Source organism: Phenylobacterium sp., from assembly GCF_030651185.1.
Taxonomy (GTDB): Bacteria; Pseudomonadota; Alphaproteobacteria; order Caulobacterales; family Caulobacteraceae; genus Phenylobacterium.
The window spans coordinates 75,500-99,459 of sequence record NZ_JAUSCJ010000029.1 but is presented as its reverse complement, the minus strand read 5'-3'; the positions used below and the strand labels follow the sequence as shown (position 1 = coordinate 99,459).

Sequence of the window (23,960 nt, the reverse complement as noted above, 5' to 3'; positions counted from 1 at the left end):
GACGAAAATCGGCTAGAGATTTCATTTCAGGCGAAGCTTCGGACAAATCGGCGAGCCCTCGGCGTCGACGGACGCACTTGGCGGACCTTTAAGGGAACCATGGGCGAACTGGTGTTGATCGAGCTTCTGGTGCGCGGCGCCGCCATGGGCGGCTTCCTTGGCCTGGCGCTTTGCTTTGGGCGGGCAAACCCGGCGCGGTTGCGCCTGAGCGGGGTCTTATTCTGCCTCACCGCCGCCGGTCACGTCCTGAGCCAGTCGCCGTCCGCGCGGCTGGTGGCCGGTGCGGCGTTCCCGGTCATCTGGCTGCTCTCGATCACGGGGGCCGGCTTTTTCTGGACCTTCGCCACCGACCTGTTTTCCGACGAGGCGCGGCCGCTCTGGCGCCGGTTCGCGCCCGCCGCCGCAAACCTCCTGCTGGCGTTGGCGGGCCTCCTGGTCCGGCCAACCTTCGCGCAAGCCGTATGGGTGATCTACTCCATCGTCGCAATCGGCATGATCGGCCACGCCCTGCATGTCATCGCCCGCGGCTGGCGGGACGACCTGGTGGAAAGCCGGCGAAAGCTTCGCGGCCCGGTGCTGGCCAGCGCGGCGGGATACGCCTTGCTGGTGGTGGTGCTCGAGGTCGCCCAGATGCTCTGGCGGCCGATGCCGGAACTCGCGCCCGTCGGCGCGATTGCGCTGCTGATCCTGAGCCTGTCGGGCATGGCGGTCTTCCTCCATCTCAACAGCGACCTCCTCCAGTCCGCGCCGCGCGTCTCCCCCCCGCCCGGGAACGCCATAGACCAGGCCCTCCTGTCACGCCTTAGCCGGGCGATGGACGAGGAGGAAATCTGGCGCACCGAGGCCCTGACGATGTTCGATCTCGCCACACAGGTCGGCGCGCCGGAGCATCGCCTGCGGCGCCTCATCAACACCGAACTCGGCTACCGCAACTTCAGCGCCTATCTGAACGAGCGCCGCATCCTCGCCGCCAAGACCGCGCTCGCCGACCCCGACCGCGCCCTCAGCCCGGTTTCCAGCATCGCCTACGAGGTCGGTTTCGCCTCGCTCGGGCCGTTCAACCGCGCCTTCAAGGCCACAAGCGGCGTTACGCCGTCAGACTGGCGCGTACAGGCGCAAAGCTGACCGCGTTCTCCGGCGGGGCCACTCTGGCCGAGGTGGCGAAAGCGGGTGGAATGGAGGAACCTAGACCCGTAAACTTAGGCCGCCGCGCTGCCTTCGGCCGGCTTGATCGCGCCGAGGGCGGCGGTGGCCCGGCGGCGGATCACGTCACCGGAACGCGGGTCGCGCAGCAGGGTCGAGCAGTCGGCGGCGATGTTGAGGAAGACGCGGGCCAACTCGGGATCGGCGACCTCGCCCTCGCGCAGCAGGGAGAGCGCCTCCTCGACATAGTCGTCGATGGTCTCGCCGATCTTTTCCACCACCTTGGTGCGGGTGGAGGCGAAGCCGCCGTAGTTGGCGCTGGAGCGGATCGACTCGATGAAGGTCAGCAGGGTGACGGCGCGGGTGACGGCCTTCTCCTCCGGCTCACCCGTGAACCGAGGCAGGCTCTTCATCGTGCGGGCGACGCGGACGCTGTGCGACGGCAGGGCCTGGCCCATGACCTTGTCGGCCTCGCGCAGGCGGCCCTCGACCACACCCGCCAGGGCCTTCTTCTGCTTCTGGACGCGGCCGCCCCAGCCGCCTTCCTTGCCGAGTTCGACGGAGTTCTCGATCTCGGCGATCTGGTGGGTGATCAGTTCGACGGTGGCGGCAGCGTCGCGGCCGGCCTGGGGACCACCCCCCAGGTCGAGCTGAGCCACCTTGGTGAGATTCTTGTCGATCTCGTCCATGAGCTGCTCGGCGAAGACCGAGAACTCCGAGGCGGCCAGATAGTGTTCGGTCGGGCGGTCCATCACCGCCGAGACGATCCGCAGGATGGTCCAGGGCTCGGCCAGCTGGGCGGCCAGCATCTCGAAGAACCGAGGTCCGGCGTCGTCCGAGATGGCGACGGCGTCCTTATAGGCCAGACGCGCGGCGGCGGCGCGCTCGTCGGTGGTGCGGCTGATCCACTCCGGCAGGCGCAGAGTGGCGTCGCGGATGATGGGTGACAGCGCCAGACAGGACAGCAGCAGTTCAGCGCCGCCCTCGCGGCTGGCGTCGGCCAGGTCGGCGGCGGCGGCGAAGTCGCGCTGCTCCCGCTCGCGCAGGCCGTCGGCGGCGGCGATCACCAGAATATCGAAAGGCTCGGTGGAGGTTTCGTCAGCCCGGTAGTCCACCAGCGTCCGCTCGGCCTTCAGGACCTCGGTCGGGCAGGTGTCCTTCAGGCCGCGCCAGATAAGGGCCAGGACGCGGGGCGGGAAACGGATGTGGTCCTGTTCGGCCGCCCCGGCGACGCAAAGGGGCGCGATGGGGGAAAGGACCGCGTTGCGCAGGCGGCGGTCGGCGACCTCGCTCTCCACCAGACGGCGAACGCCGGCCAGAACCGAGTCACCGGAGGCGGCGGCCAGCGCATTCTGCAAGCCGCCCACGATCTTGTCGGGCGCCGACTCGACCAGATGGCGGACGATTTCGATCTTTCGGTCGGACAGACCGGACATTGGTACGCTCCTGGCGCGATACGGGGCACGCGTCGTTGGAGAACATGGTTCCGACCGAGTTAAGGTTTTCCAAAGACTGAGGAATCACGCCTCGGCTCGCGGGAGCTCCAGAACCACCGAAAGGCCACCAAGTCTTGCCTCATCAAGCTTGAGAGAGCCGCCATAGGCGCGGGCCAGCTCGTCGATGATGTTGAGGCCAAGGCCCGAGCCGGGCGCGCTTTCGTCCAGGCGGGCGCCACGCTGGATTGCCGCCTCACGCTGCGCGGGCGACAGGCCCGGCCCGTCATCCTCGACGGAAAGCCTTAGCCGCTCGGGGGAAATGATCTCGGTGCGGACGCGGACGCGGGCCTTGCACCACTTGGCGGCATTTTCCATGGCGTTGCCGGCCAGCTCCAGCAGGTCCTGCCGCTCGCCCAGGAAATAGAGGTCGTCCTCGGCGTCCCAATCGATGGTGACGCCCTTGTCCTGGAAGATCCGCTCCAGGGTCCGCGACAATTCGTCCAGCACGTCGGCGACCGAAGTTCGTTCGCCAGACCCTTGGGTGCGGGCGGCCGCGCGGGCGCGGCGCAGGTGGTGGTCGACCTGCTGGCGCATGGCTTCCGACTGGCGTGTCACAACCTCAGCGAGGGGTCCGGGCTGGGCCTGGGACTCGGCCAGCATGACGGAGAGCGGGGTCTTCAGCGCGTGGGCCAGGTTGCCGACGTGGGTGCGCTGGCGCTCCACGACCTCCTGGTTATGGGCCATCAGGGCGTTGAGTTCGTCGGCCAGCGGCATCAGTTCGGTGGGATAGGCGCCATGGATCCGCTCGCGCTTGCCGCGCCGGACATAGGCCACCTCGTGACGCAGGGCGAAGAGCGGGTTCAGGCCCACGCGCACCTGGATCACCACGGCGGCCACCATGCCGACCCCCAGCAGCAGGAAGGCGACGGCCGTCGCGGTGACGAAGTTGCGGATGTCGCGGTCGACGGGACTGCGGTCCTCGGCGGCCATAAACACCACCGGCGCCTTGCCACCCGGCAGCTCGGCCCGAGTCGCCATGGCCCGCAGGGGTTCGTTCAGGGGGCCGCGGGTGTCGTAGAAGATCGGCTTGCCCGGATCGGCGGCCAGGCGCAGGGCCAGGTCCGGTGGGGTCCTCAGCTCGCTGTCCCAAAGGGAGCGGGAGCGGACACGGGACTTCAGCACCCCGTTCACCGGCTCGCTGATCTGCCAGTACTTGCCGGAATAGGCGCGCAGGGCTCGCAGGTCGGTCAGGGCCGGGGCGAGGATCTCGGCCTTCTCGTCGATGGTGGTTCCGGCCGTCAGGTTGTCGATCAGCTCGGCCAGACCCTGGTCAAACCGGCGGATCGCCGCCTGCTGGAACAGCATGGAGAGGACGAGCGCCGTCACCAGCAGGACCGCCAGGGACCAGCCGGCGGCCAGGATCACCAGACGTCGGACGAGGGAGGGCCGGCGAAGGGCCTCGAACTGTCGGCGAAGGGCGTCGAGCTTCACGAGCCGGCCGCCTGGCCCTCCAGCTCTTCCGGGGGCGCAGTCAGGCGGTAGCCAAGGCCACGCACCGTATCGATGCGGTCGGCGCCGATCTTCTTGCGCACCCGGCCGATGAACACCTCGATGGTGTTGGAGTCGCGGTCGAAGTCCTGGTCGTACAGGTGCTCCACCAGCTCGGTGCGGCTGATCACCCGGCCCTGGTGCATCATCAGATAGTGCAGCAGGCGGTATTCCAGGGAGGTGAGCCGCAAGGGCTCGCCATTGACCGTGGCCCGCGCGGCGCGGGGATCCAGGCGCAGGCCGCCCACCGACAGGCTGGGCGCCGCATGGCCGGCCGAGCGGCGCAGCAGGGCGCGCAGGCGGGCCAGCAGTTCCTCGGTGTGGAAGGGCTTGGTGAGATAGTCGTCGGCGCCGGCGTCGAAGCCGGCCACCTTCTCGCTCCACGCCCCGCGGGCGGTGAGGATCAGCACGGGAACCGCCATGGCGCCCCGGCGCCAGCGCTCCAGCACCGAGACTCCGTCCACCTTGGGCAGGCCCAGGTCGAGGATCACCGCGTCATAGGGCTCGGTCTCGCCCAGGAACTGGGCTTCCTCGCCGTCGGGGGCATGGTCGACGGCGTAGCCGGCGTCGCCCAGGGCGGCCTTCAGTTGCCGCGACAGGTCCGGATCGTCTTCGACCAGCAGGATACGCATAGGAGCCTCTTTAGCCTTGGCGCGACAGGATCTGACCGCTCTCGGCGTCGACGATGAAGATCATCACCCGGCCGTCGGGGGTCTGCCACTGAACGAAATAGGCCGGGCGACCGGAATAGTCGCCCATGGTGGTGTTGAGCTGGCGGCCGGGGGTGCGCGAGGCGATCATGCTGATCACCTGGGACAGCGAGACCTGACGGCCGCCCCGCACGGCGGCGCGGGCGCGGTCCTGGTCCCCACGGGCGCCGTAGGACGGCCGCCCGTAGTCGGGATAGCCCTGCGCCTGGGACGCCACCGGAGTGAGCGCCAGGAGAAGGGCGGCTATGGCGATTGAACGCTTCATGCCCAGAGGTTTAGAGCCCCGCGACTGAACCCAGCCTGAATAAGGGGTTTATGCAGGCGGTGCGGCGGTCTGTCACGCGTGAGACGTGTGGGAGGCGATCGGGTGACGTCACAGGCTTCGATGGCCTAAGGAAGCCAGACCTTCTAAACTGCCGGGAAGAAGCCCGCCATCACGGCAGGCCCAAGGTGCAGATGCCCCCAGACGAGCCGCAGACCAACATTGAACAGCTTCTGGAGAGCCCAGACCTGGCTGTGGCTCTCGAAAGCGATCGGTTCAAGCAGTTCCTCGACCAGGTTCCCATCGCCGTCGCCGTCGCCGAACTCAATCCGGTGGAGAAGGTGATCTACGCCAACCTGGAGTTCGAGCGGCTCTCGGGCCAGTTGAACACCACGGTGCTGGGCAACGGCTGGCAAAGCCTGCCAGGCGAGGCCGCGCCGCCTCAGGCCCCTCGGACCATGGGAGAGGCGATCGCCAAGGGGCGCGACTATCTCGGGTCCTTCAACATGCCGCATGGCGATGTCGGGCTGATGGTGGACGCCTGGTCCAATGTGATCGATGACGACGAGGGCAAGCCCGCCTTCCGGCTCGTGGCGCTGATCGCGGCGGCCAAGCGGGACGCCTCGGTGCTCGACAGCCTGGAGGAACAGGTCCGGGAGAAGGATACCCAGTTGCTGGAACTGCAGCACCGGGTGAAGAACAATCTACAGATGATCACCGCCCTGATCCGCGTCGAAGCGCGCGGCGTCTCCGATCTGTCGACCGGAGAGGGGTTCGACCGGCTGGCCGGGCGGGTCGAGGCTCTGGGCCTGCTGTACCGCGCCCTGGGGGATTCACCCGGTGAGGGCGTCGTCGATCTTGGAATCTATCTGAGTGAAATCGCGTCCGCCGTCATGCGCGCCCACGCGGTGGAGGGCATTCATCTCAACCTGCAGGTGGACACCTGGCTGGTCTCCCTTGATGTCGCCATGCCCACCGGCCTGGTGGTCAATGAACTGCTGACCAATGCCCTGAAGCACGCCTTCCAGGGCCGGGAGGGCGGGACAATCACCCTGCACAGCACCACCGAGGCTGAAGGCGGCTGTCGGGTGCTGGTGGCCGATGACGGGGTGGGCCTGCCCGACGGCTATGTTTGGCCCAAGCCCGGCAAGCTTTCCGCCCTGATCGTTCGCTCGCTGCTGCAGAACGCCAGGGCGCACATGGACGTCACCTCGTCGCCTGGCCAAGGGATGCAGGTCGAGATCACCTTCGACGCCGCCAACGCGGCCTGAGGTCGCGGCGCACCTATCTGGCCCTGAGGCTACCGCCGCCGCGGCGTATAGGGTCGCTCGGCGCGCCACTTTTCGGCGAAGGCTTCCAACTCCGGATCGATGGTCTCTGGCAGCATCAGGACGATACGGGCCAGCAGGTCGCCGCGCTTGCCCTTGGAGTCCGACAGGCCGCGGCCCTTGAGGCGCAGGGACGAACCGCCGCCCTTGGGGACCGAGACATTGACCGGGCCGTCGGGGGTCGGCGCCTGGACCTTGCCACCCAGGATCGCGTCGGGGATCGAGACCGGCAGGTCCATGACCAGATTGTCGCCCTCGCGCCGGTAGATCGGATGCGGACGGATGGTCAGCTCGATGAAAGCGTCGCCGGGGCCAGAGCGGCCAGGAGAGCCCTGCCCCTTGAGGCGCAGGGTCTGGCCTTCCTCGGCCCCCTTGGGGATAGAGACGTCGATGGTGCGGCCATCGGAGAAGGCGATGCGCTTCTTCGGACCCTCGATGGTGTCTTCCAGGTCGATCTCAAGCTTGGCGCGCACGTCACCGCCGCGCTGGGAGAAGCCGCCGAAGCCGCCGCCCTGCCCGCCCTGCCCGCCCTGTGCCGCACGGCCACGACCGAGCATCTCGCCCAGGATGTCGGAGAGGTCGATGTCGGGGCCTTCGGCCTGGCCGCGCGGGCTCCAGCCGCCGCCGCCGGGTTGGCCCCAGGGACCGCCGCTGCCGCCCCCGCCGCCGAAGCCGCGGGAGGTCTCGCGACCGTCGGCGTCGATTTCGCCAGCGTCGAACTTCTTGCGCTTGTCAGGGTCGCCGACGATGTCGAAGGCCGCGCTGACGCGCTTGAACTTCTCTTCCGAGGCCTTGTCGCCCGGATTGGTGTCGGGGTGGTGCTTCTTGGCGAGCTTGCGGAACGCCTTGCGGACCTCATCGGCGCTCGCGCCGCGGGAAACGCCAAGTTCCTGATAGGGATCGCCAGCCAAGAGTGAAGAACCTTCCTGTTCACGGGAAAACCGCGTGGCCTTCAATTAGGCTGTTTGACCCCAGGCGCAAGAGCCAATGTGGTAAAAATGCCACATACAGAGACTTGCGCCGAACCGCTAGCCTCCGCCCTTCAGCCTCGAGGCGCCATGCGCATTGTCAAACTCTTCCTCTGGCCGCGGGGCCGTATCGGTCGGCTGAGCTTCTGGCGCGCCCTGCTGGTGTTGCTGCTGGCGGCGTTCGCGGCGGACCTCGCGAACTACATGGCGGGATGGATCCACCCGTTGCAGATGCGGTTCGGGCTGGCGCTCTTCTGCCTGTTCTGCTGGCTGTGCCTGTCGGCCAAGCGACTGGAGGACGCCGGGCGCTCGCGGTTCCTGGCGGCGATCCCGGCGGCGGTGCTGATCGTGGGCCTGGCCAGCGTCGGCTTCCTGGTGGGCGCGCTGGATGGGCGGGGCCCCGCGCCGTGGACCATGCTCGGCTTCTTCGGGCCGCTGGCGGGGATCGTGGTGTTTCTGGCCGCCACCCTGTGGATCGGGCTGGCGAAGAGCCGGGGCTAGTCGTCGCCGCGCTCTTCCATCAGGTCGTAGGCGACATAGGCCATGGCGTCCTCGGGGTCTTCGAGTTCGTCCTCGCTGATGGTCTCGCCACGCACGGAGACCCCGGCGCGGTGGACGCTCTCGGGATCGCCGGAGATCAGCGGGTGCCAGTCGGCCAGGCCCCGGCCCTCATTGATCCGGCGATAGGCGCAGGAGAGCGGCATCCACTGCAGCCGGTCGACATTCTGCGGGGTCAGCTTGATGCAGTCGGGGACGTGCTTCTTGCGGCCGGGATAGTCGCTGCAGGCGCAGGTCTGGGCGTCGAGCAGGCGGCAATGCACGCGGGTGGGGATGATCTCGCCGGAATCCTCATCCTCGAAGCGAACAAGACAGCAGAGCCCGCAACCGTCGCATAGGCTCTCCCACTCCTGCACCGTCATCTGGCGGAGTGATTTCGTTTCCCAGTAAGGTCTCGTCGCCATGTTAGAGGCGTCCTAAACCAAAAGCGTCCCTGCCGCCCCTTATTCGTTTGACCAAGTGCCCGACTGGAATCTCGACCCCTACAAGTTCCCGGACTCCAAGCCGAGCCCCCAGGCGCCCGGGGCGCCGGCGCGCGCGCCCGAGCCTGACGCGGCGCCCGACGAACACTTCCGGGCCGATCTGCCCAAGCCGAAAAAGGCCAAGCTGAAGACCGAGAAGCCCGCGAAGACCAGGACCGGCGGCGGCGGATCGGGCGGTGGCGGACCGCGAAAGCCCAAGAACCTGAAGTGGCTGTGGACCACCCTGGTGGTGATGGCGGCGGTGACGGCCCTGCTGATCCTGGGCGGCGCGGTCTATATCCAGCAGGTTTATCTGAAGGATATCCCGGCCCTGCCGGAGCGCGAGGCGCTCTATGCGATCAACCGGGCGCCAGCCATCAAGTTCTTCGACAAGACCGGCGTGCTGATCGCGTCGCGCGGGCCGAAGTACGGCGATCGCGTCACCCTCACCCAGCTCCCTGACTATGTGCCGCGCGCCTTCCTGGCCGCCGAGGACCGGCGATTCTATCAGCACGGCGCGGTCGACCCCTGGGCCATCCTGCGCGCCGCGCGGGCCAACTATGCCGCCGGCAAGGTGGTTGAGGGCGGCTCGACCCTGTCGCAGCAGTTGGCCAAGGGCCTGTTCCTGACGCCCGACCAGACCATGACGCGGAAGATCCAGGAGGCCGTCATGGCCCAGCGCCTGGAGAAGATGCTGAGCAAGGACGAAGTCCTCGAGCTCTACCTCAACCGCATCTATTTCGGAGCCAATACCTTCGGCATCGACGGCGCAAGCCGCACCTATTTCGGCAAACCCGCCAGCCAGCTGACCCTGTCGGAAGCCGCCCTGCTGGCCAGCCTGCCCAAGGCGCCCTCGCGCATGGCGCTGAACCGCAACATGGCCGGCGCCCTGGAGCGCCAGCGCCTGGTGCTGGAGCGGATGCAGGGCGAGGGCTGGATCACCGCCGACGCCGCCGCCACCGCCGCGGCCCGGCCGCCGCTGATCAGCCCCAGCGCCTTGGCCAATGACGGGGACATGGGCTACGCCCTGGACTACGCCACCAACGAGGTGCTGAAGCTCGTCGGTCCCAACTCGCCCGACCTGATGGTCCGGCTGACCATCGATCCCAAGCTGCAGGCCACCGGCGCGGGCATCCTGCGCCAGGTGATCGCCGCCGAGGGCAAGGCGGCCGGCGCCTCCCAGGCCAGCATGGTGGCCATCTCCGCCGAGGGCGCGATCCGCACCATGGTGGGCGGTCTCGACTACAACGCCAGCGTCTTCAATCGCGCGGTCCAGGCCAGACGGCAGCCCGGCTCCTCCTTCAAGCCCTTCGTCTATGCCGCCGCCCTGGAGAAGGGGGTCATGCCCACTGATGTGCGCATCGACGGCCCGGTGAAGTTCGGCGACTGGAAACCCGAGAACTACGGCGGCGGCTATCGCGGCGCGGTGACGGTGGAAAACGCCCTGGCCCAGTCCATCAACACCGTGGCGGTGAAGCTCGCCCAGGAGGTCGGCGGTCCGGCGATCAGCGAACTGACCCGGCGCTTCGGCATCACCACCATTCCGCCCAGCCCCAATCTTTCGGTGGCGCTCGGCTCGTACGAGGTGCCGCTGATCGAGATGGTCTCCGGCTTCCAGGTCTTCCAGACCGGCGGCAACCGGATCACGCCGTACATGGTCGACGAGATCAAGACGATCAGCGGCCAGCCGGTGTTCCTGCACCAGACCTCTTCACCCGTGCCCGCCTACGACATCGCCCGCGCCAGCATGATGGTGAAGATGATGAAGAAGGTGATCAGCGGCGGCACCGGCGCCCGAGCCAACTTCGGCCGTCCCGCCGCGGGCAAGACCGGCACCAGCCAGAACTGGCGTGACGCCTGGTTCGTGGGCTTCACACCCGACTATGTGGCGGGCATCTGGGTCGGCAACGACGACGACAAGCCGATGAACCGCATCACCGGCGGCGTCATGTCGGCGGCCATCTGGCGGCAGTTCATGGTGGTGGCGCACGAGAAGCTGCCGATCCGCGACTTCGACTGGCTGCTGCCCGATCCGGAGCCCGAGCTGGAGGCCGATCCGCGCAACGAGTTCTATGAGGGCCTGGCCGACGAGTTTTCCGCCGCCGCCCGCGACGCCGAGGCCGCGATCCCGCCGGAGCCGGTTCAGCCGGCGCCGCCGCCGATCCAGCCGTCGGTCGAGGAGATTCCGTTCTAGAGCTTGCTTCCCGCCTGCGCGTCGCTATGTCGGACGCCGCATGAAGCCACCCATCCTCGCCTTGAAGAATGTTCGTCTCGCCGACGGACCGAAAATGCTGTTCGACGGGGTCAACCTGGCGGTGGAGCCGCGGTCGCGCGCCTGCCTGGTGGGACGCAACGGGGCGGGCAAGACCACCTTGCTCAAGATGCTGGCCGGGCAGATCCAGCCCGACGACGGCGAGCGCGCCGTGCAGCCCGCCACCCGTATCGCCTATGTTCCGCAGGAGCCGGAGATCGTCGGCGCCACCCTGCTGGACCATTGCATCGCCGGCGGCGCGGCCGAGTACCAGGCCCAGGCGGCCTTGGACATCTTCGGCATCGATCCGGAGAAGTCGACCGCGGGCCTGTCCGGCGGCGAGATCCGCCGCGTCGCCCTGGCCCGCGCCTTCGCCGAGGACCCGGACCTGCTGCTGCTGGACGAGCCCACCAACCACCTGGACATCCTGGCCATTGAGAGCCTGGAGGCCGAGCTTGCCTCCAGCCGCGCCGCCATGGTCATCGTCAGCCACGACCGCGCTTTCTTGGAGCGCACCACCCAGCGCAGCTTCTGGCTGGAGCACCGCAAGGTGCGCCGCCTGGACAAGGGGTTCGCCGCCTTTGACGCTTGGGTCGAGCAGGTCCTGGCCGCCGAGGCCGAGGAAGGCCGGAAGATCGACAAGAAGCTGGAGCAGGAAGAGCACTGGCTGCAGCGCGGGGTCACCGGCCGCCGGGCCCGCAACGAAGGGCGTCGGCGCGCCCTGATGGACCTGCGCCAGGTGAAGGTCGAACGGCTGCGCGAGGTGCGCGGCGACATGAACATGGGCATCGCGTCCTCGGGCCTGTCCGGCCAGCGGGTGATCGAGGCCAAGGGCATCGCCAAGGGCTTCGGCGAGCGCACCCTGCTGAAGAGCTTTTCCACCCGCATCCTGCGCGGCGACCGCGTGGCCATCGTCGGTCCCAACGGTGCGGGCAAGACCACCCTGGTCAAGATGCTGCTGGGGCAGATCGCGCCGGACGAGGGCTCGGTGAAGCTGGGGGCCAACCTGGAGATCGCCTATATCGACCAGGCCCGGGCCGACCTGAAGCCCGACATGATGCTGCGCGATGTGCTGACCCCGCTCGGCGGCGACCAGGTGATGGTGCGCGGCCTGCCCAAACACGTGAACGCCTACGCCAAGGACTTCCTGTTCACCGACGCCCAGATCCGCCAGCCGGTGCGCAGCCTGTCCGGCGGCGAGCGCAACCGCCTGCTGCTGGCCCGCGCGCTCGCCACCCCGGCCAACCTGCTGATCCTCGACGAACCCACCAACGACCTGGACATGGATACCCTCGACCTGCTCGAGGACCTGCTGGCCGACTTCGAGGGAACCCTGATCCTGGTGAGCCACGACCGTGACTTCATCGACCGGTTGGCCACCTCGACCATCGCCCTGAACGGCCGCGGCGACGTAGTGGAGACGCCCGGCGGTTGGCAGGACTTCCTGCGCCAGAACCCCGGCTATTTCGGTGCGATCTCCGCACCCGCCTCAACGCCGCCTGCGCCAAAGGTGGCGGCCAAGGCCGCGCCGCAAGCGCCCGAGTCGAAGAAGACGAAGCTCTCCTTCAAGGATCAGCACCGGCTGAAGGAGGCCGAGGGCCTGATGCTCAGTCTGCCGGCCAAGATCGCCAAGCTTGAGGCCGACATGGCCGATCCGGCGCTCTACACCCGCGATCCCGCAGGCTTCGACAAGCTGACCAAGTCCCATGCGCACGCCCAGGCCGAGCTTGTTAAGGCCGAGGAGGACTGGATGAAGCTGGAAGAGATGCGCGAGGCGCTGGAAACCGGCCTCTAGGGCCTGATTCGCGACGGCCACAGCTTTGTTGTGGATAAGTCTGCACGCTGATTCTTAGGGGAAACGCCGCGAAATCCACAACCCATCCACAGGATATACCCGGAGATCGAGCGCTCCGCCCACATCGGGACGAGTCGCGGCGCTTGCTTCATAGAGGGTTCGGAGGGAAGGTCAAGGGGTCGAGAGGGACTGCGGCGCTGACGGACACGGGAACGGGTTCGGCGAAGCGAGCAGGAGGTTCTCGGAGGACTGGAAGCGGCGCAAGCCGGGACCTTCATCTCCGCGGGACACCGGTCGGCGACGGAAACCTGCGGGTAACCCCGCGTTCGAAGTCGCAAGCCGACCTTTGGGCACAGATCCCCCAACGGATCTGGATGAGAGGGCGACGCAGCGGGAAACCGCCGCGCCGCCCTCTTGCTATGGCGCTACCCAATTTGGTGCGGCATTCTGTCCCGACTTGGCACAGCTTAAGTATTTCGCCATTCGACTAGGGCATCATCGCGCGGCTTCGTAAGGACCCTCGATGCTGGCCAAGCCTTCGCGCGACCTTGTCCTGACCGTCAGCCTGACCGTGACCTTCATGGCGGCGACGCTGTTCAGTCTCGCCCTGACGAAGGGTTCGGCCGGGGTTGCGGCCATCTGGCTGTCGAACGGCGTCCTGGCGGCGATGTTCCTGCTGGCGCCGTGGCGCCTGAGCGCGCCGGCCGCGGTGGTCTGCTTCCTGTTCAACTGGCTGATTGGCCTTGCCCTCGGCAATCCGCAGGGCGTGGGGCTGGTCTTCCCGGTGCTGAACTTCACCGAGGCCTTCGCCACCGCCTGGCTGGCGCGCAAGGCCTGCGGCCAGACTATGCGGCTCACCAGCCTCAAGCGTGTCACCCAGTTGCTGCTGTTCGCCATCGTCCCGGCGACGGCGGCCAGCTCCGTCGTGGCCGCCGACCTGCTGACCCTGTTCGACCGCAGCTTCAATGAGGTGCTCAGCACCTGGTTCTACGCCCACAGCCTGGGCATGGCGATCGCCCTGCCCGCCGTCCTGCTGATCGCCCGCTCCGACGCGGTGCGCGATTTCCATCGCGAGTGGCCCGAGCAGTTCGGCCTCTACTGCCTGATGGCGGCTGTCAGCGTGCTGGCCTTCGTGCCGGTGCGGTTCCCGACCCCGATCATCATCTTCCCGATGATGGCGCTGATCGCCTTCCGTCTGGGCCCGCGCGGCGCGGCGGTGGGGGCCATGGTGCTGGCGTCGATTTCCTCCAGCCTGCTGCTGGGGTCGCAGGAGATCCACACCGGAGCAACCTGGACGATGCTGGAGAAGACCCGGGGCATCCAGTTCCTGATCGGCGTCAACTTCTTCACCAGCCTGGCCACGGCGCTGGCCATCGCCGACCAGAAGCGCCTGAAGCGCCTGTGGGCCAGCCGCACCCGGGTGGCGCGCGCCGCCCAGGCCCGCGCGCTCGCCGCCGGCAAGGCCAAGTCGGAGTTCCTGGCCACCATGAGCCACGAGATCCGCACGCCCATGAACAGCATCATCGGCTTCACCGAGGTGCTGATGAAGCGCAGCGACCTGCCCGAGGGCGCGGGCCGCCAGCTGACCCTGATCGACCGGGCGGGTTCGTCCCTGCTGACCGTGGTCAACGACATCCTGGACTTCTCCAAGATGGAAGCCGGCGAGGTGGAGCTGTCGCCGCGCCCGGTGGAGCCCCGCGCCATCGCCCAGGACACCCTGGCCATCGTCGCCGAGGTGGCCCGCCGCAAGGGCCTGGACCTGCAGTTCAACACCAGCGGCGAGGTTGATCGCACGGTGATGATCGACGACCAGCGGGTGCGCCAGATCCTGCTGAATCTGCTGTCCAACGCGCTGAAATTCACCGAGCGGGGCCGGGTTCGCCTGGACCTTGAGGTCACGGTCCAGGGCGCGATGTCCGCCCTGCGGTTCGTGATCACCGACACCGGGATCGGCATCCCGACGGAACAGGCCACCAAGCTGTTCAAGCGCTTCAGCCAGGCCGACTCCACGGTCAGCCGCAGCCATGGCGGCACGGGCCTGGGCCTGGCGATCTGCAAGGGCCTGACCGAGCTGATGGGCGGCCGCATCGGCCTCGACAGCGCCGCGGGCTTCGGCTCGGTCTTCTGGTTCGAGCTCGACGCGCCCCACGCCGAGACCGAGGCGCCGGCCGCGCCGGGCATGCGCAAGATCGGCGACCTGGGCGCCAAGGTGCTGCTGGTGGACGACCACCCGGTGAACCGCGAACTAGGCGCCACCGTCCTGACCCTGCTGGGGTGCGAGGTGGTGCTGGCCGAGAACGGCGAGGAGGCCGTGACCGCCGCCCGCGACGGGACCTGCGAGCTGATCCTGATGGACGTCCACATGCCGCGCATGGACGGGCTGGAGGCCACCCGGCTGATCCGCGCCCTGGGCGGCCCCTGCGCGGCGGTTCCGATCATCGCCATGAGCGCCGACGTCATGCCGGAGATGGTGGAGCGCTGCCTGAAGGCCGGCATGGTGGACGCGGTCGGCAAGCCGATCCAGATCGAAGCCCTGCACGCGGTGCTGGCCAAGTGGCTGGACCACGCGCGGTCGGAGGCGGCGGCCTAGGCTCGGGCTCACCTGCCCTTGACCGTCATCCTCGGGACAAGCCCGAGGATGACGGTCTGTGGGGATTTGTTCCGAGGCCTAACTTCACCGACCCATCTTGGAAGCGGGGCCGTCACAGCCTAGGCTCGCGCCGATCCAAGTTGGGGAGAGATCATGCACGCCCTTCGCACCCTCGCGCTCGCCGCCCTGGCGGTTCTCGCCGTCGCCTGCTCGCCGGCCAGGAAGGCCGAGCCCGCGGCCGGCGCGCCCACGGTCATCAAGTTCGCCACCGACTGGCGCGCCCAGGCCGAGCATGGCGGCTTCTATGAAGCCGTGGCCAACGGCGAGTACGCCAAGCGTGGCCTGGACGTGCGGATCGTCCAGGGCGGTCCCGGCGTGAACGTGCCGCAACTGCTGGCCTCGGGCGCGGTCCAGGCCGGCATGGGCTCCAACAGCTTCATCGCGCTCAACATGGCCCAGGAGGGCGTGCCGGTGAAGGCGGTCGCCGCCATGATGCAGAAGGACCCGCAGGTGCTGATCGCCCACCCCGACCAGGGCATCGAGAGCATCAGCGACCTGAGGGGCCACCCGATCCTGCTGTCGGACGCCTCGGTCACCGCCTTCTGGGTGTGGCTGAAGTCAAAGTATGGGTTCAGCGACGACCAGATCCGCAAGTACACCTTCAACTCCGCGCCGTTCCTGGCCGACAAGCGCGTCGCCCAACAGGGCTATGTCACCAGCGAGCCCTACACCCTGGAAAAGGAAGCCAAGCTGAAGCCCAAGGTCTTCCTGCTGGCCGACAACGGCTATCCCTCCTACGCCACCATGATCATGGTCCCCCAAAGCCTGATCGATGAGAACCCGGCGGCGGTGAAGAGCTTTGTGGAGGCCTCGGCCAAGGGCTGGCACGACTATCTCTACGGCGACCCCAAGCCCGCCGACGCCCTGATCCGCAAGGACAATCCGGAGATGTCGCAGGACGTCCTCGACCAGGCCCGCGAGAAGATGAGATCCTACGGCATCGTCGACGGCGGCGAGGCCAAGACCGCCGGCATCGGCACGATGAGCGACGCCCGTTGGGCCGAGTTCTTCAAGATCGCCTCGGAACAGGGCGTCTATCCCAAGACCCTGGACTACAAGAAGGCCTACACCCTGCAGTTCGTATCCTTGGCCGCGAAGTAGCGTGACCGCACCCGTCGTCGCCCTTGAGGCTGTGGAGGTCGACTATGCCCGGCGCGGCCGCGCGCTGGGGCCCTTCAGCCTGAGCATCGCGCCCGGCGAGATCGTCGCGCTGGTGGGGCCGTCCGGCTGCGGCAAATCCACGGCCTTGCGGCTGCTGGCCGGGCTGGAGCAGCCGACGCGGGGGACGGTGACCCGCACCGCCGGACGCGGCGAGACCTCGGTGGTTTTCCAGGCCCCGACCCTCGCGCCCTGGATGACAGCCCAGGCCAATGTCGCCCTGCCCCTTGAGTTGTCCGGCGTGCCGAAGATCATCGCCCGTGCGCGGGCCGCCGCGGCGCTGGCCCGGGTCGGCCTGGCCGGCGCCGAGGAGGCCCGCCCCGCCCAGCTTTCCGGCGGCATGGCGATGCGGGCGTCGCTCGCCCGCGCCCTGGTGACCGAGCCGCGCCTGCTGCTGCTGGACGAACCCTTCGCGGCGCTGGACGAGATCACCCGCCGGTCCCTGGCCGACGACGTGCTGAAGCTGTGGCGCGAGACCAGGCCGGCCATCATCTTCGTCACCCACAATGTCGAGGAGGCGGCCTATATGGCGTCCCGCGTGGCGGTGATGACCCGCGGCCCGGGCCGGATCGCCGGAGAGGTTGTCGTGCCCGGCCATCTGCCCCGCCTGATCGGTTTCCGCGCCACGCCGGAGTTCCGCGAGGCGGCCGAGGCGGTGTCGGACCTGTTGCTCAAGGGCTCGGAGATGGCGGCGTGAACCGGGTCCTCGACATCCTGGCGCCCTTCGCCCTCATCGCCCTGCTGCTTGCCGGCTGGGAGATCGCCTGCCGGGTCACCGGCGTGCCCGCCTATTTCCTGCCCGCCCCGTCCGATGTCGCCGTGGCCCTGGCCACCGACACGGCCAGCCTGATGCAGGCGGCCTGGAACACCCTGTCGGTGGCCCTGATCTCGCTGATCATCGCCAGCGTGGTGGCCCAGGGAATCGCTTTGCTGGTGGGGCTGAGCCCGCTGATGGACCGGGCGGTGCGGCCATTGGCCTCGGTTCTTCAGGTGACGCCGGTGGTGGCGATCGCCCCCCTGGTGCTGATCTGGGCCGGCATCGACCACCCCGAACGGGCCATCGTGGCCCTGGCCGTGCTGGTGGCCTTCTTCCCGATCTTCTCCGGCGCGGTGACCGGCCTGAAAGCCGCCGACCCCGATCTGGAGCGGCTGTTTGATCTCTATGGCGCCAGCCGGTTGCAGCGGGTACTGCGACTGCGCCTGCCCTCGGCTGTCCCGTTTCTCTTGGAAGGTCATAAGGTTGCGGCCGGCCTGGCGGTGATCGGGGCGGTGGTGGCCGAGTTCGGCGCGGGGTCCGGCGGGGTGCGCGGCCTGGCCTGGCGCATTCTCGACGCGGGCAACAAACTTCAGACCGCGCGGATGATCGCAGCGCTGGTGGTGCTGGGTCTGATGGGAGTCGTGCTGCACGCCCTGCTTGAGCGCGCCGAGCGCGCCGGCCTGGCCTGGTGGCGCGGGCGTTAAAGACACCCGTTAGCTCAGGGTTAAGCGACCGCGGGTAGCGTCAGGGGATGATGCGCCTAGGCCTTGCCATCGCCGCCGTCGTCCGTGCGGTCACTCCCGGCTCCCAGGAGGATGACCGGGACCGCTCCTATGAGCGCCCGGCGATCCAGCAAGCCGCGCCCGCGCACACCGGCCCGATGCTGGGCTGGTCCAACAAGCGCCCCGACACCACCACCGGCGGCCAGACCAACGCGTTCCCGCGTCCCGAGCCGATGGCGCTCGCCGGCCAGTTCACGCGGGGCCGCCAGGAAGCCGCCCCGGACCGCGACCTGCCGCCGCCCCCCGGTGAAGGCAGCCGGGTGACCTACCAGCCGCCCGCCTATACGCCCTTCGTCCCCCAGGCTCCGTATCAGGCGCCGCGCCCGAGCGCGCCGGCCCCGTCCCTGGAGACCTCATCCTCGCCGCCGATCTACGCGCCCCCGCCCTCCAGCCTCTATGGCGGTCCGCCCCCCCTGCCGGAACAGGCCGCCGTGGCCGCCAGCCAGAAGGTCGCCGACGCCTCGGCGACAGCTCGCCATGTGGGCGGCTCGTCCAAACTCTATTCGATGCACCGGGCCTACGGCCTGGAGCCGGATGTGATCCCCGAGGTCGAAGGCGGCGACCGCTACGTCTTCATCGGCCCGCCCGATCCGCCCGCACCCAAGACGACCGCCGACAGCGACGACGGCGGTTCCGACCCGGCCGACGACGGTCGCCCGTTCTGAGACCCCGATGACGCGCACCAAGCTTCACGACCTGATCGATCTGGCCCAGGAACCCTCCAGCTCCCGGCGGCGTGAACTGCTGCGGGGCGTGACCGACCTGTTCTTCACCACCGACGAAGCCCGCGCGCCGGGCGAGCTTTCCCTGTTCGACGACGTCCTCACCCAGCTGGCCGGCGAGATGGAGGAAGCCGTCCGCGTGGAGCTGGCTCAGCGGATGTCCGGCGTCGATCAGGCGCCCGCCGGCCTGATCCGCAACCTGGCTCGCGACGCCTCCATCGAGGTGGCGCGTCCGCTGCTGGAAGGCTCCACTGCGCTCACCGAGGACGACCTGCTGTCAGTGGCCCGCACCCGGGGCCAGGATCATCTGCGGGCCATCAGCCAGCGGCCTGTCGTCTCCGAAGCGGTCTCCGAGGCCATCGTGGAACGGGGCGACGACGAGACGCTGGGGACCCTGCTGGCCAACCAGGGCGCGGAGATGTCGCGCGAGACCCACGAGATGGTCGTCGACCGCGCCGCCGAGAACCCGGCCCTGCACGCCGCGGTGGTCGCCCGCAAGTCGATGCCCGCCGATCTGTTGAACGAGATGTACTTCGTGGTGGAGGCTCGGCTTCGCGACCAGATTCTGGAGCGCAATCGCGACATCGATCCCGACGAACTGGACGAGGCCCTGGCCGCCGGCCGCAAGACCCTGGCCGCCCGCGACGGCGCCCTGCCCGGCGACTATGTGGAGGCCGAAAAGGCCGTCCGCATCCTGCGCCTGCGCGGGGCCATCACCCCGCCGGTGCTGGCGGGCTTCCTGCGCAACCGCGAGACCACCAAGTTCCTGGTGGCCCTGTGCGAACTAGCCGACATCGATTTCCACACCGCGCGGCGGATCCTGGAGCGCCGCGAGTTGGACGCCCTGTCCATCGTCTGCAAGGCGGCGGGCTTCGACCGGTCGCTGTACCTGACCTTCGCGGTCCTGATCCTGGACCGCGATTCCAACGCCATGGGCCGGGCCCGGGAATATGGCGAGCTCTATGAGAACCTGCCCCGCGAAGCGGCCCAGCGCACCATCCGCTTCTGGCGCATGCGCCGCCAGACCGGCGACGTCGCCGCCGCCTAAGGCTTGGCGGGCGCGGGCTGGCTCGGATTCTCATACCGGACTGGAATCCTGACCCGGCCGCCGACCGCCGGCAGGCCTTCGGCCGTCCATATCCCGACACGGAAGGACGCCGTGAGCGCCACGGTCGAGGCGCCGAATCCGAGGCCCGCCGGGTCCTCGCTGACCACCTTGCAATCGGTCAGACCGCCCCCGGCGACGACCTCGCAATTGACCACCGACCGCGCCGTCGTCACCCCCGCGGCCACGGCGGCCTTCGGGAAGACAGCCTTGAGGTCCGCCGGCTGCGGCAGGGCGGTCCAGTTGGGCTTGCCGATGACGGGCTGGGCCGCCTGCAGGGCGCGGGCTTCGAAGGTGACGGGAACCTGGACGCCGACCCCCTTCAGGCTTTCGCCGCTCGGCAGGTTGGCCGGCCCCAGGAACAGAGGGGCGAGGCTGCGGGCCGCCGCGCCGACGCCGTAACCTTTCGGCTCCTCGGTAATGGTCGCGCAGCCTGACAGACGGCCGTCGCCCTTGAACGTGCAATTCAGGACCGCCCGGCCGCCAATTCCGGCGGCCCGGGCCTTCTCGGGGTAGGCGGTGAGGACCTGAGCGTAGGTCGGCGCCTCCAGCCAGATCACGTAGGAGATCACCTTCTTCATGATCGGCGCGGTGGACCCGGCGCCCGCGAGATGTGATCCGGTCGCCACGCCCGGGGACTGGAAGTTGATCGGAATGCGAATGCCCTCGGCGATGACCGGCACGCCGTTGAGGGTCGCCGGCTTCATCAGTAACTGCGGCGTCAGGGCGATGGCGGCGTTGCCGAAACCGGCGCCCGCCGGGCTCTCCGAGATCGCCTTGCAGTCGAACAGGACGCCTGCGGTGCTGAGCCGGCACTGGATGACCGCCTTGCCACCCTGCCCGCGTTTGAGCGCCTCGATGGGCCAGACGGCCAGCAGGTCCTCCGGCCGCGGCTTCCTTAGCCAATCCGGATTGGCTCGCACATCCTCAGCGCCCGCCGGGGTGGCGGCACAGACGCCAGCGAGGGCCAGCCCCGCCAGGACACTTCGTAGACCCATGGACTCCCCCCCACTCGCGCGAGGATGCCACGCGCGACGCAGGGTTGAGGAGTCGAAATCGTACCCGTCAGTAGGCCGGGCGTGGGGCGCTGTGGTTCAGGCGGCCCAGGGCGTCGGCGGCGACTATGCTCAGCGAGCGCAGGCCTTGCTCGGCGAAGACGTCGAGGGCGGCGTTCAGGGCGTGGGCGGCGGCGGCGCGTTCGCCGCGGTCGCGGCCGGTGATGTCCAGGCGGGCCTCATAGAGCCGCGCCAAGTTCACCTGCAGCAGGGCCCAGGCGGTGGGATCACGGCCCGGCGACATGGCGGTGAGCTCGATGCGGAAGGCGGTCTCGGCGGCGTCGAGCACATTGAGGTCGCCGGAGAGCTCGGCGCAACGGGCCAGGCACAGGGCGCGGTTGGAGGCCGCGACGGCGCGCAGGGCCAGAGCCGGGATTTCCTTCAGCACCATGGCGGCGCGGTCGTAGCAGGTGACGGCCTGTTCGTAGGCCCGCTCGCTGGCGCCGGCCTCGCCCAGGGCCTGGAGGCTTTCGGCGAGCGCGGTCTGGACGCGGGCCCAGTCCATGGGGCTGTGCTCGCGGTTGAGTTCGCCCAGCACGTCGGCCAGGGCGTTGACCGCCTCAGCCACGCTTTCGATCTGGCCGGCGGCGTCCCCCAGCAGGGCCATGGCCTGGCCGCGCAGGGCGGCGGCGCGCGCCCAGGTCAGGGGTTCGTAGGCGGCGTCCAGACCATCGACAGCGGCCTCGGCGTCGTCGAGGGCCTGTTGCAGCAGGTCGCGGTCCTTCAGGCGCGCGCCCCAGCCCAGCAGCAGGTCGGCCCGGACCAGACGAGCCTCGACAGCCAGCAGGCGGGCGGCGCGGCAGCGTTTGGTGAGAACCATCAGCCCCTGGATCGGGACGGTGAAGCGGGCGGCCACGACCCGCGCGGCCTGGGCGTCGCCCGCGGCCATGCGGGACCGGCCCTCCAGGGCGGCGATGCCGACGTCGGCCAGCGGCAGGGCCAGACCTCCGCGGGCGGCGGCGCGGGCTTCGCGGAAGGCTAGATCGGCGGCGGCGTTCAGGCCCTCGTCGCCGAACAACTCGGCGCCCAGCATGGCGCAGAAGGCCTGTTCGCAGCGGGCGCGGGCCCAGCCGTCGGGGCGGCGATTGCGGTCAAAGAGATCGGCGGCGGCCTCGGCGGTGGCGGCCGCCTTGCGCAGAGCCACGGCGTCGCCGGAGCGGCGGGCGACCTCGCGCCAGACAATGGCGGCCTCCAGCCGGCGCTGGGCGCGGTCGGCGGCGCCGACGCGGCCCGCTGCGACGTCGGCGGCCTTGGCCTCGGTCTTCAGGAGTTCCAGGTCCAGCAATTCCAGCAGCGAGGAGTCGCCGCCGGTCAGGCCGTCCCGCGGGGTGTTCAGCCCCTCGGCGCCGAACAGACGCTTAAGTTCACGACCGAACTCGAACATGACGCGGCTCCGATCACCCTGGCGTCTCAACACGGGACGCCTGTCTTGGGTTCAGACCGGAAGGAGCAAAGCCGGGTCCGAGATCGTAAACAAGTGGTTAATCAGTGCGTTATGGTTAACGGAGTACGAATTTTCGCCTGTGAGGCGATTTTGGCCCTAACCCCCTCCACCGCTTCGCGGTCCCGCTCCCCCGAGACGGCCTGCGGCCTGGGGGAGGTGTATCCGAGCGTAGCGAGGAGACGGAGGGGGCCAGGCCCTATCCGAAGATGGCGGCCTCGCCGGCTTCATCCAGCACCCGCCACTCGCCGACCGCAAGGTCCGCCGGTAGCTCCAGGCCGCCGATGCGGTCACGGTGCAGGGCGTTCACGTGGTTGCCGACCGCGGCGAACATGCGGCGGACCTGGTGGTAGCGGCCCTCGATGATGGTCAGCGCGGCATCGGTCGGCGAGATCACCTCGAGCTGCGCCGGCGCCAGCGGCGTGTCCTCGCTGTCGAGCACCAGGTCGCCGGCGGCGAAGATCACCCCCTCCTCCCCGCTCATCGGCCGGTCGAGGGTGGCCAGGTAGCGTTTGGCGACGTGGGCGCGGGGCGAGATCACCCGGTGCAGCAGGTCGCCGTCGTCGGTGATCAGCAGCAGGCCCGAGGTTTCCTTGTCCAGACGGCCGATGGTGGAGAGGCCCGGCATCCGGGCGCGCCAGCGGGTGGGCAGCAGCTCGTAGACGCTGCGGCCGGCCTCGCGGTGGGAACAGACCACCCCGAGCGGCTTGTGCATGATCAGGGTGAGCGGCGCCGGCGGATCGACGGGCTGGCCGGATATGGTCATCCGCCGGGGCAGCTCACGGACGATGGGCACCTTGGCGCCGGCGTCCTTCAGGGTCACGCCGTCCAGCACCACACCGCCGGCGCGGACCAGGGCGTTGACCTCCCGCCGCGAGCCGTAGCCCAGATTGGCCAACAGGCGGTCCAGCCGCGCCATCGGCGGCCGGCTCACTTGCGGGCCTCGTAGATCTTGTAGCCGCCGGCCTCGGCCCGCAGCTCGACCTTGGAGAAGGCCGCGGCCAGGGGCCGCTCATAGGGCAGATGGCGATTGGCGGTGAGCCAGCAGGTTCCGCCCTTGCGCAGGGCCTTGGCGGCGGTCTCGATGAAGGCGACGCCCAGCGCCCGGTCCTCGGCCCCACCGTCGTGGAACGGCGGGTTCATCACCACGAAGTCCAGATCGGTCAGTCCCGCCTGGCGCACATCGCCCCAGATGACGGTGGCCCGCGGGTCGGTGACGTTCCTGGCGGCCGCCTCGACGGCGCGGCGGTCGACGTCCACCAGGGTGAGGCTCTTTACATCCGGGTTGGCCAGGACCGTCAGGGCCAGGATGCCGATGCCGGCGCCGAAGTCCGCGCCCTTGCCCTTCAGGGGGTCGAGACTGGCGATCAGCAGGGCGCTGCCCGGATCGACCCGGTCCCAGCTGAAGACGCCCGGCTGGCTCCAGAGTTCGCCCATCTGCTGCGGCGCGCCCTTGGCCACGGCGGCGTCCAGGCCGACGACGGTGTCAGGCCGTGCGACCGTGCAGATGCGGTTGTGCTTGCGGGACTCTTCGAAGACCTCGCAGCCAAAGGCCTCCAGGGACTTCTTGAGGCGCGAGCCGCCCTTGTCCTTCGGCGCGAAGGCGGTGAGCCGTCCGCCCGGCTTCAGGACGCGCAGCCCCTGAGCCAGGGCGTAGTCCCGCTCGGCTGTACCCGGCGGGGCGGCGATCACCGCCTCATCCAGGCTGGCGGCGGCCAAGCTCTCCAGGGCCGTGGACCCCGGCAGGATCGGCGAGACCTGGACCGCGCCTGACGGCACGTCGACCAGGTTGTAGGGCGGGGTCCCGTAGACGATCGCGGCCGCCACAGG

At 69.1% G+C, this 23,960-nt stretch carries 21 protein-coding genes; 11 read left to right on the top strand and 10 right to left on the bottom strand.

Annotated features, from left to right (window positions below):
- Nucleotides 1-99: 99 nt before the first annotated feature.
- Nucleotides 100-1,125 carry an AraC family transcriptional regulator gene (locus Q7J39_RS13720; protein ID WP_304825945.1) on the top strand — a complete coding sequence of 342 codons (1,026 nt, stop codon included), beginning with the start codon at nucleotides 100-102 and terminating at the stop codon, nucleotides 1,123-1,125.
- 74 nt (nucleotides 1,126-1,199) lie between these two features.
- Here Q7J39_RS13720 and Q7J39_RS13715 read toward each other — a convergent pair whose 3' ends face one another.
- From Q7J39_RS13715 to Q7J39_RS13700, 4 genes are all read right to left on the bottom strand, one after another.
- Nucleotides 1,200-2,579 carry a hypothetical protein gene (locus Q7J39_RS13715; RefSeq protein WP_304825942.1) on the bottom strand — a complete coding sequence of 460 codons (1,380 nt, stop codon included), beginning with the start codon at nucleotides 2,577-2,579 and terminating at the stop codon, nucleotides 1,200-1,202.
- A gap of 84 nt (nucleotides 2,580-2,663) precedes the next feature.
- Nucleotides 2,664-4,070, bottom strand: coding sequence for a sensor histidine kinase (locus Q7J39_RS13710; RefSeq protein WP_304825939.1), 1,407 nt, complete (start codon nucleotides 4,068-4,070; stop codon nucleotides 2,664-2,666).
- Nucleotides 4,067-4,759, bottom strand: a complete 693-nt coding sequence (locus Q7J39_RS13705; protein ID WP_293495289.1) for a response regulator transcription factor — start codon at nucleotides 4,757-4,759, stop codon at nucleotides 4,067-4,069. The genes Q7J39_RS13710 and Q7J39_RS13705 overlap by 4 nt, the downstream gene beginning before the upstream one ends.
- A 10-nt stretch (nucleotides 4,760-4,769) precedes the next feature.
- Entirely contained in the window at nucleotides 4,770-5,102 is a 333-nt protein-coding gene (locus Q7J39_RS13700; protein WP_304825934.1) for a PepSY domain-containing protein, read from the bottom strand.
- A gap of 191 nt (nucleotides 5,103-5,293) precedes the next feature.
- On the opposite strand from Q7J39_RS13700, the gene Q7J39_RS13695 reads away from it, so the two are divergent.
- The gene (locus tag Q7J39_RS13695; protein ID WP_304826603.1) at nucleotides 5,294-6,370 is read left to right on the top strand and encodes a sensor histidine kinase; all 1,077 of its coding nucleotides are present in this window, start codon (nucleotides 5,294-5,296) and stop codon (nucleotides 6,368-6,370) included.
- A 29-nt stretch (nucleotides 6,371-6,399) separates the two neighbouring features.
- Here Q7J39_RS13695 and Q7J39_RS13690 read toward each other — a convergent pair whose 3' ends face one another.
- A complete protein-coding gene (locus Q7J39_RS13690) occupies nucleotides 6,400-7,338 on the bottom strand; it encodes a DnaJ C-terminal domain-containing protein (RefSeq protein ID WP_304825930.1) in 939 nt (312 codons plus the stop codon).
- Between the two features lie 147 nt (nucleotides 7,339-7,485).
- Between Q7J39_RS13690 and Q7J39_RS13685 the strand changes: the two genes are divergently transcribed.
- Nucleotides 7,486-7,896: a DUF805 domain-containing protein gene (locus tag Q7J39_RS13685; protein ID WP_304825927.1), complete on the top strand. Its 411-nt coding sequence runs from the start codon at nucleotides 7,486-7,488 to the stop codon at nucleotides 7,894-7,896.
- On the opposite strand, the gene Q7J39_RS13680 is transcribed toward Q7J39_RS13685, so the two are convergent.
- Nucleotides 7,893-8,357, bottom strand: a complete 465-nt coding sequence (locus tag Q7J39_RS13680; RefSeq protein ID WP_304825924.1) for a YcgN family cysteine cluster protein — start codon at nucleotides 8,355-8,357, stop codon at nucleotides 7,893-7,895. The two genes, Q7J39_RS13685 and Q7J39_RS13680, sit on opposite strands and share 4 nt — an antisense overlap.
- Nucleotides 8,358-8,412: 55 nt before the next feature.
- Here Q7J39_RS13680 and Q7J39_RS13675 point away from each other — a divergent pair, with 55 nt between their 5' ends.
- The 8 genes from Q7J39_RS13675 (at nucleotide 8,413) to Q7J39_RS13640 (ending at nucleotide 19,577) form a co-directional block, all read left to right on the top strand.
- Nucleotides 8,413-10,608, top strand: a complete 2,196-nt coding sequence (locus Q7J39_RS13675) for a transglycosylase domain-containing protein (protein ID WP_304825921.1) — start codon at nucleotides 8,413-8,415, stop codon at nucleotides 10,606-10,608.
- Nucleotides 10,609-10,648: 40 nt separating this feature from the next.
- Nucleotides 10,649-12,460 carry an ABC-F family ATP-binding cassette domain-containing protein gene (locus Q7J39_RS13670; protein WP_304825918.1) on the top strand — a complete coding sequence of 604 codons (1,812 nt, stop codon included), beginning with the start codon at nucleotides 10,649-10,651 and terminating at the stop codon, nucleotides 12,458-12,460.
- Nucleotides 12,461-12,983: 523 nt separating this feature from the next.
- On the top strand, nucleotides 12,984-15,050 hold the full coding sequence (locus tag Q7J39_RS13665) for an ATP-binding protein (protein WP_304825915.1): 2,067 nt from the start codon (nucleotides 12,984-12,986) through the stop codon (nucleotides 15,048-15,050).
- 153 nt (nucleotides 15,051-15,203) lie between these two features.
- Nucleotides 15,204-16,211 carry an ABC transporter substrate-binding protein gene (locus Q7J39_RS13660; protein ID WP_304825912.1) on the top strand — a complete coding sequence of 336 codons (1,008 nt, stop codon included), beginning with the start codon at nucleotides 15,204-15,206 and terminating at the stop codon, nucleotides 16,209-16,211.
- Nucleotide 16,212: 1 nt separating this feature from the next.
- Complete coding sequence (locus tag Q7J39_RS13655) at nucleotides 16,213-16,965, top strand: ABC transporter ATP-binding protein (protein WP_304825909.1); 753 nt, start codon at nucleotides 16,213-16,215, stop codon at nucleotides 16,963-16,965.
- The gene (locus Q7J39_RS13650) at nucleotides 16,962-17,729 is read left to right on the top strand and encodes an ABC transporter permease (RefSeq protein WP_304825906.1); all 768 of its coding nucleotides are present in this window, start codon (nucleotides 16,962-16,964) and stop codon (nucleotides 17,727-17,729) included. Before Q7J39_RS13655 ends, Q7J39_RS13650 begins: the two co-directional genes overlap by 4 nt.
- A 50-nt stretch (nucleotides 17,730-17,779) precedes the next feature.
- On the top strand, nucleotides 17,780-18,472 hold the full coding sequence (locus Q7J39_RS13645) for a hypothetical protein (RefSeq protein ID WP_304825903.1): 693 nt from the start codon (nucleotides 17,780-17,782) through the stop codon (nucleotides 18,470-18,472).
- Between the two features lie 7 nt (nucleotides 18,473-18,479).
- On the top strand, nucleotides 18,480-19,577 hold the full coding sequence (locus tag Q7J39_RS13640; RefSeq protein ID WP_304825900.1) for a DUF2336 domain-containing protein: 1,098 nt from the start codon (nucleotides 18,480-18,482) through the stop codon (nucleotides 19,575-19,577).
- Here the strand turns inward: Q7J39_RS13640 and Q7J39_RS13635 are convergent.
- The 4 genes from Q7J39_RS13635 to Q7J39_RS13620 form a co-directional block, all read right to left on the bottom strand.
- Nucleotides 19,574-20,632 carry a TonB family protein gene (locus Q7J39_RS13635; protein ID WP_304825897.1) on the bottom strand — a complete coding sequence of 353 codons (1,059 nt, stop codon included), beginning with the start codon at nucleotides 20,630-20,632 and terminating at the stop codon, nucleotides 19,574-19,576. The genes Q7J39_RS13640 and Q7J39_RS13635 overlap by 4 nt on opposite strands.
- A gap of 67 nt (nucleotides 20,633-20,699) precedes the next feature.
- Nucleotides 20,700-22,073 carry a hypothetical protein gene (locus Q7J39_RS13630; RefSeq protein ID WP_304825894.1) on the bottom strand — a complete coding sequence of 458 codons (1,374 nt, stop codon included), beginning with the start codon at nucleotides 22,071-22,073 and terminating at the stop codon, nucleotides 20,700-20,702.
- 256 nt (nucleotides 22,074-22,329) lie between these two features.
- The gene (locus Q7J39_RS13625; protein WP_304825891.1) at nucleotides 22,330-23,064 is read right to left on the bottom strand and encodes a pseudouridine synthase; all 735 of its coding nucleotides are present in this window, start codon (nucleotides 23,062-23,064) and stop codon (nucleotides 22,330-22,332) included.
- Entirely contained in the window at nucleotides 23,061-23,957 is an 897-nt protein-coding gene (locus Q7J39_RS13620) for a class I SAM-dependent methyltransferase (protein ID WP_304825888.1), read from the bottom strand. Before Q7J39_RS13620 ends, Q7J39_RS13625 begins: the two co-directional genes overlap by 4 nt.
- Nucleotides 23,958-23,960 lie beyond the last annotated feature (3 nt).